This window comes from Pseudomonas sp. C321 (assembly GCF_055407105.1).
Window position 1 is genome coordinate 698,339 of sequence record NZ_JBUZRB010000002.1, and the last position, 16,178, is coordinate 714,516.

General features: G+C 58.1%; 14 protein-coding genes. 11 read left to right on the top strand and 3 right to left on the bottom strand.

Annotation, left to right across the window (positions count from 1 at the left end; translation table 11 throughout):
* Nucleotides 1–34: 34 nt before the first annotated feature.
* Entirely contained in the window at nt 35–2,806 is a 2,772-nt protein-coding gene (polA, locus tag ACZRJ6_RS09265; RefSeq protein ID WP_463967455.1) for a DNA polymerase I, read from the top strand.
* A 288-nt stretch (nt 2,807–3,094) separates the two neighbouring features.
* Here polA and yihA read toward each other — a convergent pair whose 3' ends face one another.
* Nucleotides 3,095–3,739: a ribosome biogenesis GTP-binding protein YihA/YsxC gene (yihA, locus tag ACZRJ6_RS09270; RefSeq protein WP_133100559.1), complete on the bottom strand. Its 645-nt coding sequence runs from the start codon at nt 3,737–3,739 to the stop codon at nt 3,095–3,097.
* Between the two features lie 192 nt (nt 3,740–3,931).
* Between yihA and ACZRJ6_RS09275 the strand changes: the two genes are divergently transcribed.
* The 6 genes from ACZRJ6_RS09275 to ACZRJ6_RS09300 all read left to right on the top strand — a co-directional run bounded on the left by ACZRJ6_RS09275 (nt 3,932) and on the right by ACZRJ6_RS09300 (nt 9,664).
* Nucleotides 3,932–4,222, top strand: coding sequence for a c-type cytochrome (locus tag ACZRJ6_RS09275; RefSeq protein ID WP_463967454.1), 291 nt, complete (start codon nt 3,932–3,934; stop codon nt 4,220–4,222).
* 46 nt (nt 4,223–4,268) lie between these two features.
* Nucleotides 4,269–4,883, top strand: coding sequence for a c-type cytochrome (locus tag ACZRJ6_RS09280; protein ID WP_463967453.1), 615 nt, complete (start codon nt 4,269–4,271; stop codon nt 4,881–4,883).
* A gap of 200 nt (nt 4,884–5,083) precedes the next feature.
* Nucleotides 5,084–5,719 (top strand): thiol:disulfide interchange protein DsbA/DsbL, encoded by a 636-nt coding sequence (locus ACZRJ6_RS09285; RefSeq protein ID WP_463967452.1) that lies wholly within the window; start codon nt 5,084–5,086, stop codon nt 5,717–5,719.
* Nucleotides 5,720–5,729: 10 nt separating this feature from the next.
* Nucleotides 5,730–6,608 carry an endonuclease/exonuclease/phosphatase family protein gene (locus ACZRJ6_RS09290; RefSeq protein WP_149412751.1) on the top strand — a complete coding sequence of 293 codons (879 nt, stop codon included), beginning with the start codon at nt 5,730–5,732 and terminating at the stop codon, nt 6,606–6,608.
* Complete coding sequence (locus ACZRJ6_RS09295; RefSeq protein WP_463967451.1) at nt 6,605–8,731, top strand: GGDEF domain-containing protein; 2,127 nt, start codon at nt 6,605–6,607, stop codon at nt 8,729–8,731. Before ACZRJ6_RS09290 ends, ACZRJ6_RS09295 begins: the two co-directional genes overlap by 4 nt.
* Before the next feature lie 99 nt (nt 8,732–8,830).
* Entirely contained in the window at nt 8,831–9,664 is an 834-nt protein-coding gene (locus ACZRJ6_RS09300) for an N-acetylmuramoyl-L-alanine amidase (RefSeq protein ID WP_463967450.1), read from the top strand.
* Here ACZRJ6_RS09300 and ACZRJ6_RS09305 read toward each other — a convergent pair.
* On the bottom strand, nt 9,643–11,430 hold the full coding sequence (locus ACZRJ6_RS09305) for a KinB sensor domain-containing domain (protein ID WP_463967449.1): 1,788 nt from the start codon (nt 11,428–11,430) through the stop codon (nt 9,643–9,645). The genes ACZRJ6_RS09300 and ACZRJ6_RS09305 overlap by 22 nt on opposite strands.
* Nucleotides 11,431–11,440: 10 nt before the next feature.
* Nucleotides 11,441–12,787 (bottom strand): sigma-54-dependent response regulator transcription factor AlgB, encoded by a 1,347-nt coding sequence (algB, locus tag ACZRJ6_RS09310; RefSeq protein WP_463967448.1) that lies wholly within the window; start codon nt 12,785–12,787, stop codon nt 11,441–11,443.
* A gap of 391 nt (nt 12,788–13,178) precedes the next feature.
* Here algB and ACZRJ6_RS09315 point away from each other — a divergent pair, with 391 nt between their 5' ends.
* The 4 genes from ACZRJ6_RS09315 (at nt 13,179) to gltP (ending at nt 16,174) form a co-directional block, all read left to right on the top strand.
* Nucleotides 13,179–13,463, top strand: coding sequence for a hypothetical protein (locus ACZRJ6_RS09315; protein ID WP_463967447.1), 285 nt, complete (start codon nt 13,179–13,181; stop codon nt 13,461–13,463).
* 78 nt (nt 13,464–13,541) lie between these two features.
* Nucleotides 13,542–13,706, top strand: coding sequence for a DUF1328 domain-containing protein (locus tag ACZRJ6_RS09320; RefSeq protein ID WP_084378456.1), 165 nt, complete (start codon nt 13,542–13,544; stop codon nt 13,704–13,706).
* 2 nt (nt 13,707–13,708) lie between these two features.
* A complete protein-coding gene (locus ACZRJ6_RS09325) occupies nt 13,709–14,176 on the top strand; it encodes an inhibitor of vertebrate lysozyme family protein (protein WP_463967446.1) in 468 nt (155 codons plus the stop codon).
* A 666-nt stretch (nt 14,177–14,842) separates the two neighbouring features.
* Nucleotides 14,843–16,174: a glutamate/aspartate:proton symporter GltP gene (gltP, locus tag ACZRJ6_RS09330; RefSeq protein WP_463967445.1), complete on the top strand. Its 1,332-nt coding sequence runs from the start codon at nt 14,843–14,845 to the stop codon at nt 16,172–16,174.
* Nucleotides 16,175–16,178: the final 4 nt, after the last annotated feature.

The following is a 16,178-nucleotide window of genomic DNA, read 5'->3' on the forward strand; positions in this document are numbered from 1 at the left end:
AGCGCCTGACCCGCCGAAAAGGTTGATCCTGCTCATGAGCCAAGCCCCCCTCGTCCTGGTGGACGGTTCTTCTTACCTGTACCGCGCCTTCCATGCGCTGCCACCGCTGACCACCTCCAAAGGCCTGCCGACCGGTGCGGTCAAGGGCGTGTTGAACATGCTCAAAAGCCTGCGCAAGCAGTACCCGGATAGCCCGTTCGCGGTAGTGTTTGACGCCAAGGGCGGGACATTTCGCGATGACATGTATGCCGAATACAAGGCCAATCGCCCGAGCATGCCCGACGACATGCGCGTGCAGATCGAGCCGCTGCATGCCAGCGTGATCGCCCTGGGTTTTCCCCTGCTGTGTGTCGAAGGGGTAGAAGCGGACGATGTGATCGGCACTCTGGCCCGCAGTAGCGCGGCCGCCGACCGGCCAGTGGTGATCTCCACCGGTGACAAGGACATGGCGCAACTGGTCGACGGGCACATTACCTTGGTCAATACCATGACTGGTAGTGCCATGGACGTTGAGGGCGTGAAGGAGAAATTCGGTGTCGCTCCCGAGCAGATCATCGACTATCTGGCGCTGATGGGCGACTCGTCCGACAACATTCCAGGCGTCCCGGGTATTGGCCCCAAGACGGCTTCCGGTTTGCTGGTGGGGGTCAACGGTGGCTTGAAGGAACTCTACGAGCAGCTCGATATTGTCCCGACACTGCCGATTCGTGGTGCCAAGACCTTGCCCGCCAAGCTTGAAGAGCATAAGGAGATGGCGTTCCTGTCCTACCAGTTGGCGACGATCAAGGTCGATGTGCCGCTGGATGTTGGCCTGGAAGACTTGCACCTGATCGAGCCGGATCGCGAGAAGCTGCTTGAGTTGTACACCTTGCTGGAATTCAAGAGCTGGTACGAAGATGTTCAGCGCGATGCCAAGCGTGCCGGTCAGGACGTAGTGGCACCAGTAGCTGACACAGTCGTTGTCGATACTGAGATCAAGTACGAAACCATCCTTGACCAGGCGCGTTTCGACGTCTGGCTGAAGAAGCTCGGCAGCGCCAAGTTGTTCGCCTTCGACACCGAAACCACGGGTATTGATGCGCAGCAGGCGCAACTGGTAGGCCTGTCTTTTGCAGTCGAGGCCTATGAAGCGGCCTACATCCCGTTGACCCACTCCTACATGGGCGTGCCTGATCAGCTGGATCGCGACACCGTGCTGCGCGCCTTGAAGCCCATTCTGGAAGACCCGGCCAAGCTCAAGGTCGGCCAGCACGCCAAGTTCGACATGAATATTCTGGCCAACTGCGCCATTGGCGGCGATCAGAGTTGCGGTATCACGGTGCAGGGCATTGCCTACGACACTATGTTGGAGTCCTACGTTCTCGACTCCACCGCGACCCGCCACGATATGGACAGCCTGGCCCTGAAATACCTGGGCCACAGCACTGTCAGTTTCCAGGACATTGCTGGCAAGGGGGCCAAACAGTTGACCTTTGACCAGATTTCCCTGGAGCAGGCCGGCCCCTACGCTGCCGAAGATGCCGATGTGACCTTGCGCCTGCATCAGACCCTGCATGCGCAACTGGCGGCGATCCCGAGTCTGGCAAGCGTGTTGTCGGACATCGAAATGCCGTTGGTGCCGGTGCTGGCGCGTATCGAGCGCCAGGGCGCGCTGGTGGATGCCAAGTTGCTGGGTGTTCAAAGTGTCGAGCTGGGCGAGAAAATGGTCGCCCTGGAGCGCGAAGCCTTTGAAATCGCCGGTGAGGAATTCAACCTCGGCTCACCTAAACAGCTGGGAGCGATTCTGTACGAGAAGCTCGGCTATCCGGTTCTCAGCAAGACCGCCAAGGGCCAGGCTTCCACCGCTGAAGCGGTGCTCGCCGAGTTGGCAGACCAGGATTTCCTGCTGCCCAAAGTGCTGATGCAATACCGCTCCATGAGTAAGCTGAAAAGCACCTACACCGACCGCCTTCCGGAGCAGATCAACCCGCGCACCGGGCGAATTCACACCTCTTATCATCAAGCGGTGGCGGCTACCGGACGCTTGTCTTCCAGCGATCCGAATTTGCAGAATATTCCCATCCGCACTGCCGAGGGCCGACGGATTCGTCAAGCCTTCGTCGCGCCCAAGGGCTACAAGCTACTGGCGGCGGACTACTCGCAAATCGAGCTGCGGATCATGGCTCACCTGGCCAAGGACGAAGGGCTGCTGCACGCCTTCCGCAATGACCTAGACGTGCACAAGGCGACAGCGGCGGAAGTGTTTGGCGTGGAGCTGGACGCTGTTACCACTGATCAGCGTCGTAGTGCCAAGGCGATCAACTTCGGGCTTATCTATGGCATGAGCGCCTTTGGCCTGGCCAAGCAGATCGGCGTCGACCGCAAGCAATCGCAGGCTTATATCGACCGCTACTTCGCCCGTTACCCTGGTGTGCTGGCGTACATGGAGCGCACCCGCGCCCAGGCGGCCGAACAGGGTTATGTGGAAACCATTTTCGGTCGTCGCCTGTACTTGCCGGAAATCAACGCAAAAAACGCGGCCTTGCGCAAAGGCGCCGAGCGCACGGCGATTAACGCGCCAATGCAGGGCACGGCCGCTGACATCATCAAGAAAGCCATGGTGGCGGTGGATAACTGGCTGGCTGAGTCTGGCTTGGACGCCAAAGTCATCCTGCAAGTGCACGATGAACTGGTGCTGGAGGTTCGCGAGGATCAGGTGGACAAGGTTCGCGAGGAAATTCGCTTGCACATGAGCAGCGCAGCGAAGCTGGATGTGCCGTTGTTGGTTGAAGTCGGGGTGGGCAATAACTGGGACGAGGCGCACTGATCAGTCGCCACGAAGGGCGTTTGCTGCGGCGCGCTGTCGCGCAAACGCGCCCTTTTGAGCTTTTTAGATCGGAAACAGCCGAAGGTTATTTCCAATAGTTTCCCGGAGCGCCGGAACTTAACCGATGAAAAGTCACTCAGAGTTACTGAATGGGTGGTGAAGCCCTTCAATGCTCCTATGTTGTGTTAAGTGTTGGCAGATATCTGGATCCCGCCCTAGCGGTCCGGAACTTGGACCCCGAACTTCCCCTCCCCATGCGAAGTCCGGGGTTTTTTTTGCCTGTAGCTTTTACTCGGCAGCAGCTTCCGAACCCTTGTCCGCCAGTTCCATCCAGCCTGCCAGCACGGTGTAGGCATCTTCCAGGCCCAGGCGTTTCGGCGCCGAGAATAGCTGGATCGTCACCGCATCACCCCAGCCTTTACGAATGTCCGCCTGCACTTTGAGCAGGGTGTTTTTTGCTGCGCCATAGGTCAGCTTGTCGGCCTTGGTCAGCAGAATGTGCATCGGCATGCCGCTGGCGACTGCCCAATCGAGCATCAGCAGGTCGAAATCGGTCATTGGATGACGGATGTCCATCATCAGAATCAGCCCCTTCAAACTCTCCCGACCACCCAGATAGGCTTCCAGGTGACGCTGCCAGTGCAGCTTCAGCGGGATAGGTACTTTCGCGTAACCGTAGCCCGGCAGGTCGACCAGACGCCGATCATCGTCTAGCTTGAAGAAGTTGAGCAGCTGTGTGCGCCCAGGGGTTTTCGAGGTGCGAGCCAGGCTGGCATGGGTCAAGGTGTTCAGAGCGCTGGATTTGCCGGCATTGGAACGGCCCGCGAAGGCGACTTCAAAGCCTTCGTCGTCGGGGCATTGGTCGACTTTGGCGGCGCTGAGCATGAAGGTGGACTGTTGGCACAGGCCGAGGATGGGGTTCTTGAGTTGCATGAGATTTCCGATGTGGGCGGTGCCGGGAATGGGTGCGGCAAGCGGTGTCGTTTCCGTTTCAGTAGCGCCAGTATATAATGCCGCAGATTTTGTGTGTGCTTTGTCCCAGCGAAGGATGAAGTTCGCGGGAGCGAAAGACCTATATTGCGCATTAGAACGCAAAACGCTCTCAAACCCTGTAAAGGTCGTCGTATGACGAAATGGCTGCTAGCTGCCGGTGTCTTGATGCCGCTTTACAGCGCTCAGGCTACACAGGATCCGGAAGCCATGTACAACCGCGCTTGCGTAGCCTGTCATGCCGGACAGTTGCCGACCGCCCCCAAACGGGGTGATCAGGCCGCTTGGGCGCCGAGACTGGCGCAAGGCATGGATACGCTGGTGCAGCACGTGACCCAGGGTTTCAAGGCGATGCCGCCGCGTGGTTTGTGCATGGACTGCAGTACCGAGGATTACCAGGCCATCATCCGTTGGATGAGCGAGTAAACCCGGTCCATAACTCTTTAACCCTTAGCCGTAGTTGGATTAGCTGATGAACAAACTGATCGTGAGTCTGCTGTTGACCTTGGGCATCACCGGTGTTGCCCATGCTGCAGGCGACGCCACTGCTGGCAAGGCGAAAGCCGCCGTATGTGGTGCTTGCCATGGACCGGATGGCAACAGCCCGGCGCCCAATTTTCCGAAGCTCGCAGGCCAGGGTGAAAAATACCTGACCAAGCAAATGCACGACATCAAGGACGGCAAGCGTACTGTCCTGGAAATGACCGGCTTGCTGACTAATCTCAGTGATCAGGATCTGGCGGATATCGCGGCTTATTACGCCAGTCAGGCAGGCAGTGTGGGTGCGGCCGATCCAAAACTTGTAAAACGCGGTGAGGCCTTGTTCCGTGGTGGTGATCTGGCAAAAGGCCTGCCAGCCTGCACCGGCTGCCATTCGCCGGACGGTTCCGGCAACGCTGCAGCAGGCTTCCCGCATCTGGGTGGGCAGCATGCTACGTACATTGCCAAGCAGTTGACCGATTTCCGCAAGGAAGACGGCGGCCGTGCCAACGATGGTGATGCTCAAACCATGCGCACTATCGCCCGTAAGCTGAGCGACGAAGACATCGCTGCGGTATCGAGCTACATCCAAGGCCTGCACAAGTAAGGCCGGGATGACCAAACGTTGCGGGGCTATACATCTCTTGCAACGTTAACGCTCGATTAATCTATCGATGCGAGCATAAAAAGGGTGGCTTAGGCCGCCCTTTTTTGTGGCTGCTACCGTTACACTAACGAACTCATGCCCGTGTAGACCTGTCTGAATAAAGGTCGCGCGAGGCGACTTTATTTGTCCAGGAGTAAAGCATGCGTAATCTGATCCTCAGCGCCGCTCTCGTCACTGCCAGCCTCTTCGGCATGACCGCGCAAGCCGCCGATGTGCCGCTTGAAGCGGGTAAAACCTATATTGAGTTAAGCAACCCAGTACCGGTTTCCGTGCCAGGTAAGATCGAAGTGGTGGAGCTGTTCTGGTATGGCTGCCCGCATTGCTACTCGTTTGAGCCGATCATCAATCCGTGGGTCGAAAAGCTGCCATCGGACGTGAACTTCGTACGTATTCCAGCCATGTTCGGTGGCGCATGGGATGCCCATGGCCAGTTGTTCCTGACCCTGGAAGCCATGGGTGTCGAGCATAAGGTCCACAACGCGGTGTTCGAGGCCATCCAGAAAGATCGCAAGCCACTGACCAAGGTTGACGATATGGCTAACTTTGTTGCCACCCAGGGTGTCGACAAGGACAAGTTTATTGCGACCTTTAACTCCTTTGCCATCAAGGGTCAGATCGCCAAAGCCAAGGAGCTTGCGCAAAAGTACGGCGTGCAAGGCGTTCCAACCATGATTGTCAACGGCAAATACCGCTTTGACCTGGGCACTTCCGGTGGTCCGGAGCAGACCCTGAATATTGCCGACCAACTGATCGGCAAAGAGCGCGCAGCCAAGTAAGGGGCTCGCCATGCGGCGTTGGGGTACCGAACGCGTCGTAGGCCTGCATGATCCGCAGGTCAACGAACACCATCTGGAATCCACGGGCCTGCCGGCAGACAGCCGGCTGCGCCTGCTCAGCTTCAATATCCAGGTGGGGATCAGTACCGAGAAATATCGGCATTACCTGACCCGTGGCTGGCAGCACTTGCTGCCCCACAACGGGCGGGCCGGCAATCTGCAAAAGATTGGCGATCTATTGGGTGACTTCGACCTGGTAGCCCTGCAGGAGGCCGACGGCGGCAGCCTGCGCTCCGGCTATGTCAATCAGGTCGAGCACCTGGCCCAGTTGGGCGCCTTTCCCTACTGGTATCAACAACTCAATCGCAACCTCGGAAAACTCGGCCAGCACAGTAATGGTGTGCTCAGCCGTTTGAAACCGTGGGCGATCGAGGATCACCCGTTGCCAGGCCCCAAGGGGCGCGGTGCGATTCTCGTGCGTTTCGGCGAAGGGCCGGAGGCGCTGGTGGTGGTGATGATGCACCTGGCGCTAGGGGCTCGAGCCCGGACCATGCAATTGGCCTACATCCGTGAGCTGATTGGCGACTACAAACATCAGGTGCTGATGGGTGACATGAATACCCATGCCAGTGACCTGCTACAGAATTCCCCGTTGCGCGACCTTGGGTTGCTGGCTCCGCAAGTTGAAGCCACGTTCCCCAGTTGGCGCCCGCAACGTTGCCTTGATCACATCCTGCTGAGCCCGACCCTGACACTCGAAAGCGTACAGGTATTGGCGCAGCCCATCTCCGATCACCTGCCGGTCGCGGTAGAAATTCGTCTGCCGGGTTCGCTCACGGCTGATGCATTGCCCGCGTTGAGCCCTGGCCCTCGCGGACCCCTTGCATGAGCGACGACGCCCAGCGCTGGAAAGAAAAGTACCTGTTAAACATCGAGCAACAAGAAAAGCTCGAACGCCGTTGGGCCGCTCGTCTCGACCTGTTGCGTCGTGGCCTGGTGCGCAGCACGTTGGCGGCCGAGGGAACTGATCGGGCGGTTGACCAGTGCATGAAGGAGATGCGTGACGTCGTTCGCACCGACGACATGGACGCAGCATTGGCTGCTTTGTTGCCGCGCCTGGAAAAAGCCGTGCTGGATTCCGAGCAGCGCCGCGAAACCCGTGTTGATCAGATCGGTACGGCATTGACGGCGTTGGTGACCCAGTTGCAGGCGTTGCCCTTGCCCCGCGAAGTGAGCCGCCCGCTGAAGAGCTTCGCCAAGCAGTTGGACAGTCGCGTTGGCCAGGCTCGGGAGATTCCGCTGCTGCTCAGTGAGCTGAGTGGCCTTCAAGGCCAAGCCTTGAATAATCTGGAGGTGGATGGCGAACCCGATCGCCCTGGGCTGTTGCAACGCCTGTTTGGCGCGAAAGAGGCCGCAGGAGAGGCGCCGCAGGTGGCAACGGTGGCTTTGCCGCGGCCTCTTGCTGCCCAGCCACAGCCTGCCGCCGAGGTAAGCCGCCCGCCCAAGCCGGCCCTGGCGCCTGAACCTGCAACGCCAACACCTGAACTGACACAGGCGTTGCGGGCCTTTGCCCCGCTACCGCTGGCAGTTGCGACGCCTGTGGTCGTTGAGTCGGAGCCTGATGCTGCGCGTGTATCGATGATAGACACGGTCAAGGTCGCCAGCGATGCGCCGCAAACTCCCCGACTCATTGCCGCCGTGCCCCAGGCACCGCTCATCGATGTGCCGGTGCACGGCGCCGAAGTTTCAGAACAGCAGCAACCTGTCGATGTGGCGCCTGATCTGCCATCGGAGAGTGCCCTCGCCGCCATGGCGCCACCGCTGCAGGCCCAGGCCAGCGTGCCGGAACTGACGGTGATCGGTAGCCTGTCCTTGCCGCCGGTAATGGCTGAAGAGCCGATCGAGATAGACCCTGAAGGGCCGCAGCCAGAGGTGATTTACGCCCTGCCGGACTCCCCTGAGCCTTCCTACAGCTCAGTGGCCAAGCACATTGAAGATACCCTGCTGGGCCTGCTGGAAGACCTGGCCTTGCCTGAACGTTACCGTCCCCAGGCCGAAGCCATGCGCGAGCGCCTCGCCCATGGACTGAATTGGTACGAATTGCTGCCGATCCTCGATGATTTGGCCGTATTGATGCTGGCTATCACCGACAGCGGTCAGCACGAGTTCGAGACCTACCTCAAGCAGCTTAACGAGCGTCTTGAAGCGTTTCAGGGCAACCTGCAGGCCGCCAGTGACGGGCACGCCGACAGCCGCACGGCGGCACGGGAACTGGATACGCAAATTCGCGAGCAGGTAGATGGCCTGCAAAGCAGCGTCCAGGAAGCTGCTGACCTGGACAGCCTCAAGCATGTGCTGGAAAGCCACCTTGAAGGGTTGCTGGGCACCATGGACCAGCACCAGCAGCAGCGTGACCAGCGCGAGCACGAAGTCGCCGCGCGATTGCAGGGTTTGGCAGAACGAGTCGCCAACATGGAGCAGGAGGCCTTGGGTTATCGTGAGCACCTTGAGGTGCAGCGCCAGAAAGCCTTGATCGATCCGCTTACCGGATTGCCCAACCGCGCTGCCTGGAGCGAACGTCTGGAATATGAAGTCAACGCTTGGCATCAGTGCGGCAATAGTCTGTCACTGGCGATGCTGGACCTGGATCACTTCAAACGCATCAATGACAGCTACGGCCACCTGGCCGGCGACAAGGTGCTGAAAATCATTGCCAACGTGCTGAGCAAGCGCTTGAGGCCAACTGACTTTATCGCGCGTTTTGGCGGTGAGGAGTTTGTCCTGTTGATGCCTGATTCAACCGTGGTCGAGGCGTTGGCGTTGGGTGAAACTCTGCGTGCTGCCATCGAAGCCTGCCCGTTTCACTTCAAGGGCGAGCGAGTGACAATCACGCTGTCTATCGGCATGGCGCAGTTTCAGTCTGGAGAGCGCAGTGACTTGGCGCTCAAGCGTGCCGACGAGGCGCTATACCGGGCCAAGGCCGCAGGGCGCAATCAGGTGCAGATGGCCTGAAAAATGTTCCATTTTGTATAAAAGCTGGCTTTTGGCTTCTTGGCGGCAAGCGGTACGTTACACTGTTGCATTATCGTCTTTAGTGTACTGTCTGCTGCCATGAAATTTCTGTGTTCTGCCTTTCTGTTTTTGATGCTCGCCGGCTGCGCGAGCGGTCCTCGCCTGGATACCAGCCATCCTTCGGCGAATTACGACAACCGTGTGCAGTTCGTCATCGTGCACTATACGTCGACTTCCTTGGAGCGTTCGCTGGCGCTATTGACTCATGGCCAGGTCAGCAGCCATTACCTGATTGGCGACGATGCGTCTGCCACCATTTATAAGTTGGTGGATGAGAGTCAGCGTGCCTGGCACGCCGGAGAAAGCGAATGGCTGGGCCGCACTTGGCTCAACTCCAGCTCCATCGGAATCGAGATCGTCAATCAGGGTTATCGCGATACGCCGACGGGCCGTGTCTGGTATCCCTATTCCGAGGCGCAGGTCCAGTCGTTGGTGATTTTGCTCAAGGACATCAGCAAGCGGAACAAGATTGACCCGCGCTACATCATTGGCCATAGCGATATCGCGCCACTGCGCAAACTGGATCCTGGCCCGTTGTTCCCCTGGAAGCGCCTGGCCGATGAAGGGCTTGGGATTTGGCCGGACGCCCAGGTAGTCGCGGGCTTTCAGGCGCAGTATGCCAACGAGCTGCCGAGTATTACCTGGTTTCAGGAGGAGTTGGCGCGACTGGGCTACGCGACGCCGCAAACGGGCGAGCTGGATGTGGCGACGCGGCACGTGCTGGCGGCGTTCCAGATGCATTTCCGAGCGTCGCTGTTTGACGGGACACCGGACGCCGAAAGCGCGGCGATTTTGCAGGCGTTGAACGGGCGTCAGCTGCACGCCTCAAGCTTGAGCCCTGCCGTTCAAGCTTATAGCGGCAACGCCATGTAAAATTGCGTCCCCTGCCCTGGCCGCGAGTACACCCCCATGCGGCCGCCGTGCAGTTGCACGATCTCCTTGCACAGCGCCAGGCCAAGGCCGGCGCCGCCTTTCTTGCGTCCCACCTGGACAAAGGGTTCGAAGATTCGCCCCTGCTGCCCATAGGCGATGCCTTCGCCATTGTCTTCGACGCTGACAATCACCCGCTCGCCATGGCGGCGTGCCTGCAAGCGGATTTGTCCGCCTTCGGCGGTGTGCCGCAAGGCATTGCCCAGAAGGTTGTCGAGCACTCGTTCCAACTGCGCTTGATCGGCGTGCAACCTGGGGAGTTGGGATTGCTCTTCGACTAGTAACTCAATGTTTTGCACATTGGCCTGCTCGGTAAACCGGGCGCGGGCATGTTCAAGCAGATCGGTGATGTCGCAGGGCGCCAGGGTGAGTTTTTGCAGGCCATTCTGGTAGCGGGAGAAGTTCAGCAAGTCGTTGATCAACTGCATCAGACGCTGCATTTCTTCATTCACCGTGCTCAGCAGGTCGGCTTCGCGAGACTCGGGAGGGAACTTCGCCCGCTCCTGGAACAGCCCGAACGCCATGTGCATGCCGGTGACCGGTGTGCGCAACTCATGGGAGGCGCGCAACACGAATTCGCTGCGCACCCGCTCGAAGGCCCGTTGCTCGGTTACGTCATGCAGCACCATCACCGCTCCCAGAATATGCCCCTGGGTATGGCTGACGGGCGTCAGGCTGTAGGTCAGCAGACGCAGTTCACCTTCAACCTCTACTTCCAAGTCTTCAGGCGCCCGTTCCAGGTTGCCGCCGCGAAGTACCAAGTGCAGTTGTTCATCCAGTTCCGGACGCCCGAGAGCTTCGCCAAGGCCCTGCCCCAAGCGGTCTGTGTCCCAACCCAGCTGGCGCTGTGCCACTGGGTTAAGGTGCTCCAGGCGCCCCTGGCGGTCAATCATCAATAAACCGTCGTCGATGCTGTCGAGAACCGCCTGCAGGCGTTGCTGACCGGCGAGCAGTTCATCGATGTTGGTTGCCTGATGCTGGCGCAAGGCTTCGGCCATGATGCCGAAACGCCGGGTCAGCAGGTTCATCTCTGCCGCCGAGGAGATGGGCAGCGTTACCTCGAAATTGCCTTGGCCTATCTTGTCGGCGGCTTTGGCTAACGCCTCGATAGGGCCGCCAAAACGTTGGGCGATGCCGTGGGCGGTGATGAAACCGATGATCAGCACGGCCAGCCCTACCAGCCCCAGTAGGCCAGCAATCAATAGCGCCCGTTCCCTTGACTGTTGTTCAGTATCGTTGATGTTTTCCAGGGCTTTCTTGTGTTCACTGATCAGGCCGTTGCGCAACACGTTGAAGCTTGCGGTGAGCTTGTCGTTGTTACGCAGCAATGGCGACGTGTTTTCACTTTCGTCGAGGGCTTGCAGGAAGTTCAGATAATCGGTTTTAGCCTGGGTAAAGCTGTTGTTCTTGGCATCCTTGCGCTCGTGTTCGATGCCTTGCTCCAGCAGGGTGAAATACTGCTGCTTGGACGCTTGCAGTGTGGCCTGGTCCGGCCGCTCGTTGAGCATGATCATTAACTGGTCACCCAGGGTCTGGCGCAGCTTTAGCCCCAGGTCCAGGGTAATGAAGTTGCTACGGATCAGTGATTCCTGGGTCTTGGCCATTTGCATGACACTCACCAGACCCAGCAGCAACCCGAGCAGGGCAACGGTGATCAGCGCTGAAATACTCAAGAACAACCGAGTGCGCAGTTTCATCGCAAGCTTCATAGGGTACAGCTCACAGGTTGTATTGTTTGCGTTTGCGGTACAGCGTCGACGCATCAATGCCGAGGGTTCTGGCCGCCTGGTCAAGGGTGTCGCTGGTGGCTAGCACTGCGCCGATGTGGGCTTTCTCCAGTTCATCCAGGCTCAGTGCTGCGCCGATGCGCGGTGAGTTGTTGGTCGGTTGTTCGGCCATCCCCAAGTGGCTGATCTCAACTTTTTCCTGGGGACAGATGATGCTGGCGCGTTCGACCACGTTGCGCAGTTCGCGGATATTGCCTGGCCAACGGTAGTTGAGCAGCGCCTCACGTGCTTCATCGCTGAAAGCCCGTGCCGGCCTTGCGTATTCCTTGACGAAACGCGCGAGGAAACGATCGGCGAGCGTGAGGATATCTTCACTGCGTTCGCGCAGGGGCGGCAGATGCAACGTGATGACGTTCAGGCGATACAACAAGTCTTCACGGAAACGACCGTCGCGAACCATGTCTTCCAGGTTCAGGTTGGTAGCGGCCAGGATCCGCACGTCGGCGCGACGGGTCACCGGATCACCGACCCGCTCATACTCCTTGTCCTGGATGAAACGCAGTAATTTTGGTTGCAACGTTAGTGGAAAGTCGCCGATCTCGTCGAGAAACAGCGTGCCGCCATCGGCCTGGTTCACACGGCCCAAGGTACTTTCGCTGGCCCCTGTAAACGCGCCACGGCTGTGACCGAATAATTCGCTTTCCATCAACTCGGCCGTCAGCGACGGGCAGTTGATGGTGACGCAGGATTTCTTCGCCCGTTTGCTCCAGCCGTGGATCGCTCGGGCCAGTTCACCTTTACCGGTGCCGGATTCGCCGAGGATCAGGATGTTGGCGTCGGTACCGGCCACCTGACGAGCAGTCTCCAGCACCACCATCATCGCCGGGCTATGGGAGTCGAGGCCGTCCTTGGGCTGGCGCACTTCGCCTTCCAGGGCCTCCAGGCGTGCCGAGAGTTGGCGCACTTCCAGTTGTTTAGCCGTGGCCAGGCGCAGTTGATCGGGGCTGCAGGGTTTGACGAGGTAATCGGCAGCCCCGGCTTGAATGGCGTCCACTGCGGTGTCGACAGCAGAATGGGCGGTGACGATGACCACGCGCATCCACGGCGCCTGGATACGCATTTGCGCCAGCACATCGAGGCCGTTGTCTTCACCCAGGCGCAGGTCCAGGAAGCACAGGTCGAAAACTTGACGCTGCAGCAAGGCATCGGCCTGGGCCGCGCTGTTGGCGGTAGCTACGGTGTAGCCTTCATCTTCCAGGCAGTAACGGAAGGTGCGAAGGATCGCGGACTCGTCATCCACTAAAAGAATGCGGCCTTGAAGTTCCTTGGCTGATTCCATCTGTCCTGCGCTCCTTTAAGAATGAGTGATCTTGTTTAGTCCCAGAATAATCGGGCAAGTTGCATGGTTTATTCTGATTGATTAAAAGCATTGCCGTGCAGCTATCTGCACCCTTTCCTACAGAGACGCCCGTTGATGGCGTTTTCAGTCTTTTTAGCCACTTCGGCAGCCAAATGTTCGTTTCCGACCCGCTGATCCGACCACTGACCATCGTGCATTTCGCACGACGCAGGTAGGGGTATCGTGCAGGATGCTGGTGAGATGAAATCTGTACTGTTATTAACTATTTGATTTTATTGATTATTTTCCAATAAAAAAACTGGCATGCACCCTGCACTATTTCTCACATAACCGTCATAAATGAATAATCAGAATGCGGGAGAGATTCAGGATGACTCGCCAACGCCTCACCCAATTGCGCGTATCGCCACTGCGCTTGCAGCAGGGCCTGTTTGCAAGCCTGGCCTTGATGGTCACCTTGATCGGTGGGCAGCAATTGCAGCGTTGGGAGCCGGGTCAGCAGCAAGTCCGGCATTTCGAGCGCCCGACGACGACACAGACCCATTTCCGCTCCGTCGGCAGCAGTACCGCCGACGTGACAGTCCCGCAGTTGATGGCGGTTGAACAGGACATTGCCCTGAGCGATCAACCTCATCAAGAACGCTGGGTGTTCTAGGCATGACCCCGTGGCTCGATTGGGGCAACGGGGAAGTTTCACAGCAGTCACTCATATAGAAGAGTAAGGAGAGTTACCATGTTGAGCTGGGCAATCACATTCCTGATCATTGCCATTGTGGCTGCAGTCCTGGGCTTCGGTGGTATCGCGGGCACCGCCACGGGTATCGCCAAGATTCTCTTTGTGGTCTTCCTGGTGATGTTCATCGTTTCCTTCTTCTTTGGCCGTCGCGGCCGAGGCTGAACATGTTCAATTCGTCCCTTAACGCCATTGCTGCTGCCCTGTTGTTGGGCGGCAGTGGCCTGGTCATGGCGGCCAATGATGGTCAGTCCAGGGCCAACGAACTGCTGAGCGCGGACCCGCAGTACCGCGAAACCTGGCAGGGCGTGGTCAAGAAGGAAGAGCGCTTGCCAGATTGGGTAATTAACCTCTCGGGCACCTCTGAACAAATGAATGCCGTTACCGAAGATGGCGACCAGTACCTTGTAGGACCGCTCTGTGAAACCGCAGAGACGTGCCTGAATAAGCGCCTGATCGTTGCTTTCAGTTTGGACAAGGAAGATGCCTACGCGATGTTAGTGGAAGTCCCGGCCGGCCTGCCGGCGGACAAGTCGCCGACCCGGCACGCCGATTACCGCTTCCTCGGCAAGCCGGACGAAGGCATGCAGAAGTTGTTGATGGAACAGCTCAAGAAAGACCCTAACTGGTACTAGGCCTGTTTGGCGGATCTAACGCCCATAGAAAGAAGCCAAACGCTTCTTTCTGTTTGCACTCCTGCCGGACAGTGGTGCATGACCAAGGGGCTGGATTGCTCTGATCAAGGGCCGGGTCAGGAGAAAAGCTGCGCCGCAAGTTCGCAAGCCGTGATGGCTTGACGAACTTGCGGTGGGCTTGTTGCGGTCACATCCCTCTTATGCCGCGTATAGCGGAAATTTTCCTTTTTTCCCTCTCTTACCGTTTCGCGGTGTTTCCACACGACCATCTATCGAGAAAGTTCGCTGGCAGCAAGACGACTTTTTCAATGGTATCCGTAGGAATCTTCAAGAGTTTTTACGCACGGGTACAAATCCCCCTAAAACCCTGAGCGACGCTAAAATGGCCGGTTCACGGTATGTACGTGTGCCGAAATGTCGCATTTAATTTGACCATACGGACAGATTTCCTCCTATAAACTCATGCCGATTCGGCATAGGGTAGTCGTTTACGGCATTAGACGTCGCCCCCTGGCATCGGAATAGTTGCGCCTTTTTTCGCCTGCCAGTGAGCCATATCGGCCATCTAGCGGTGACCTTCTACGGAGGCTGATGCACACACTTTTTCGCTTCCGGGCGTTCCAGCTGGCGCATCTGCCTGAGTCCACTTGACGTAAGGGTAATAACATGAAGAAGGCAAAGCTAAGCCTCGCCTGGCAGATCCTCATCGGTCTGGTACTAGGGATTGCAATCGGTGCGTTGCTCAACCATTTCAGTGCCGAAAAGGCCTGGTGGATCAGCAACGTGTTGCAACCAGCCGGCGATATCTTTATTCGCCTGATCAAGATGATCGTGATTCCGATTGTGATTTCGTCGCTGATTGTCGGAATCGCGGGTGTTGGGGACGCGAAGAAATTAGGTCGGATCGGTGTGAAAACCATCCTTTATTTCGAAGTGGTCACCACCATTGCGATCGTCGTCGGTCTGTTGCTGGCCAACCTGTTCCATCCGGGTGCCGGCATCGACATGAGTACCCTGGGTACCGTCGATATTTCCAAGTACCAGGCGACAGCCGCCGAGGTTCAGCATGAGCATGCGTTTGTCCAGACCATCCTCAACCTGATCCCCTCGAACATCTTTGCCGCTGTGGCCCGTGGCGACATGCTGCCGATCATATTCTTCTCGGTGTTGTTCGGCCTTGGCTTGTCGAGCCTCAAGCCTGAGCTGCGCGAGCCGCTGGTGACGATGTTCCAGGGCGTGTCCGAGAGCATGTTCAAAGTCACCCACATGATCATGAAGTACGCCCCTATCGGTGTATTCGCCCTGATCGCTGTGACTGTTGCCAACTTCGGCTTCGCATCCTTGTTACCGCTGGCCAAGTTGGTGATCCTGGTTTACGTCGCCATCCTGTTCTTTGCCTTTGTAATATTGGGCCTGATCGCTCGCATGTTCGGTTTCTCGGTGATCAAGCTGATGCGCATCTTCAAGGATGAGCTGGTGCTGGCTTACTCCACCGCCAGTTCCGAAACCGTATTGCCGCGCGTGATCGAGAAGATGGAAGCCTACGGCGCACCGAAGGCCATTTGCAGCTTCGTGGTGCCCACCGGCTACTCGTTCAACCTCGACGGTTCGACCCTGTACCAGAGCATCGCGGCGATCTTTATCGCCCAGCTGTATGGCATCGACCTGTCGGTTGGCCAGCAACTGATGCTGGTGCTGACCCTGATGGTGACTTCCAAAGGCATCGCCGGCGTTCCTGGTGTTTCCTTCGTGGTGCTGCTGGCGACCCTGGGCAGTGTCGGTATTCCGCTGGAAGGCCTGGCGTTCATCGCCGGTGTCGACCGGATCATGGACATGGCCCGTACCGCACTGAACGTGATCGGCAACGCCCTGGCCGTACTGGTCATCGCTCGCTGGGAAGGCATGTACGACGATGCCAAGGGCGAGCGCTACTGGAATTCCCTGCCGCACTGGCGCACCAAGCAAGTGCTGCCGGCTGGCGAGGCCACCCAAGGCTGATAAT

Bases quoted from the DNA above. Each gene is read 5' to 3' on its own strand.
- gltP (WP_463967445.1), top strand. From the start codon at position 14,843: ATGAAGAAGGCAAAGCTAAGCCTCGCCTGGCAGATCCTCATCGGTCTG.
- ACZRJ6_RS09300 (WP_463967450.1), top strand. From the start codon at position 8,831: ATGAAATTTCTGTGTTCTGCCTTTCTGTTTTTGATGCTCGCCGGCTGC.
- ACZRJ6_RS09320 (WP_084378456.1), top strand. From the start codon at position 13,542: ATGTTGAGCTGGGCAATCACATTCCTGATCATTGCCATTGTGGCTGCA.
- ACZRJ6_RS09295 (WP_463967451.1), top strand. From the start codon at position 6,605: ATGAGCGACGACGCCCAGCGCTGGAAAGAAAAGTACCTGTTAAACATC.
- ACZRJ6_RS09325 (WP_463967446.1), top strand. From the start codon at position 13,709: ATGTTCAATTCGTCCCTTAACGCCATTGCTGCTGCCCTGTTGTTGGGC.
- yihA (WP_133100559.1), bottom strand. From the start codon at position 3,739: ATGCAACTCAAGAACCCCATCCTCGGCCTGTGCCAACAGTCCACCTTC.
- algB (WP_463967448.1), bottom strand. From the start codon at position 12,787: ATGGAATCAGCCAAGGAACTTCAAGGCCGCATTCTTTTAGTGGATGAC.
- ACZRJ6_RS09315 (WP_463967447.1), top strand. From the start codon at position 13,179: ATGACTCGCCAACGCCTCACCCAATTGCGCGTATCGCCACTGCGCTTG.
- polA (WP_463967455.1), top strand. From the start codon at position 35: ATGAGCCAAGCCCCCCTCGTCCTGGTGGACGGTTCTTCTTACCTGTAC.
- ACZRJ6_RS09280 (WP_463967453.1), top strand. From the start codon at position 4,269: ATGAACAAACTGATCGTGAGTCTGCTGTTGACCTTGGGCATCACCGGT.
- ACZRJ6_RS09290 (WP_149412751.1), top strand. From the start codon at position 5,730: ATGCGGCGTTGGGGTACCGAACGCGTCGTAGGCCTGCATGATCCGCAG.
- ACZRJ6_RS09275 (WP_463967454.1), top strand. From the start codon at position 3,932: ATGACGAAATGGCTGCTAGCTGCCGGTGTCTTGATGCCGCTTTACAGC.
- ACZRJ6_RS09305 (WP_463967449.1), bottom strand. From the start codon at position 11,430: ATGAAGCTTGCGATGAAACTGCGCACTCGGTTGTTCTTGAGTATTTCA.
- ACZRJ6_RS09285 (WP_463967452.1), top strand. From the start codon at position 5,084: ATGCGTAATCTGATCCTCAGCGCCGCTCTCGTCACTGCCAGCCTCTTC.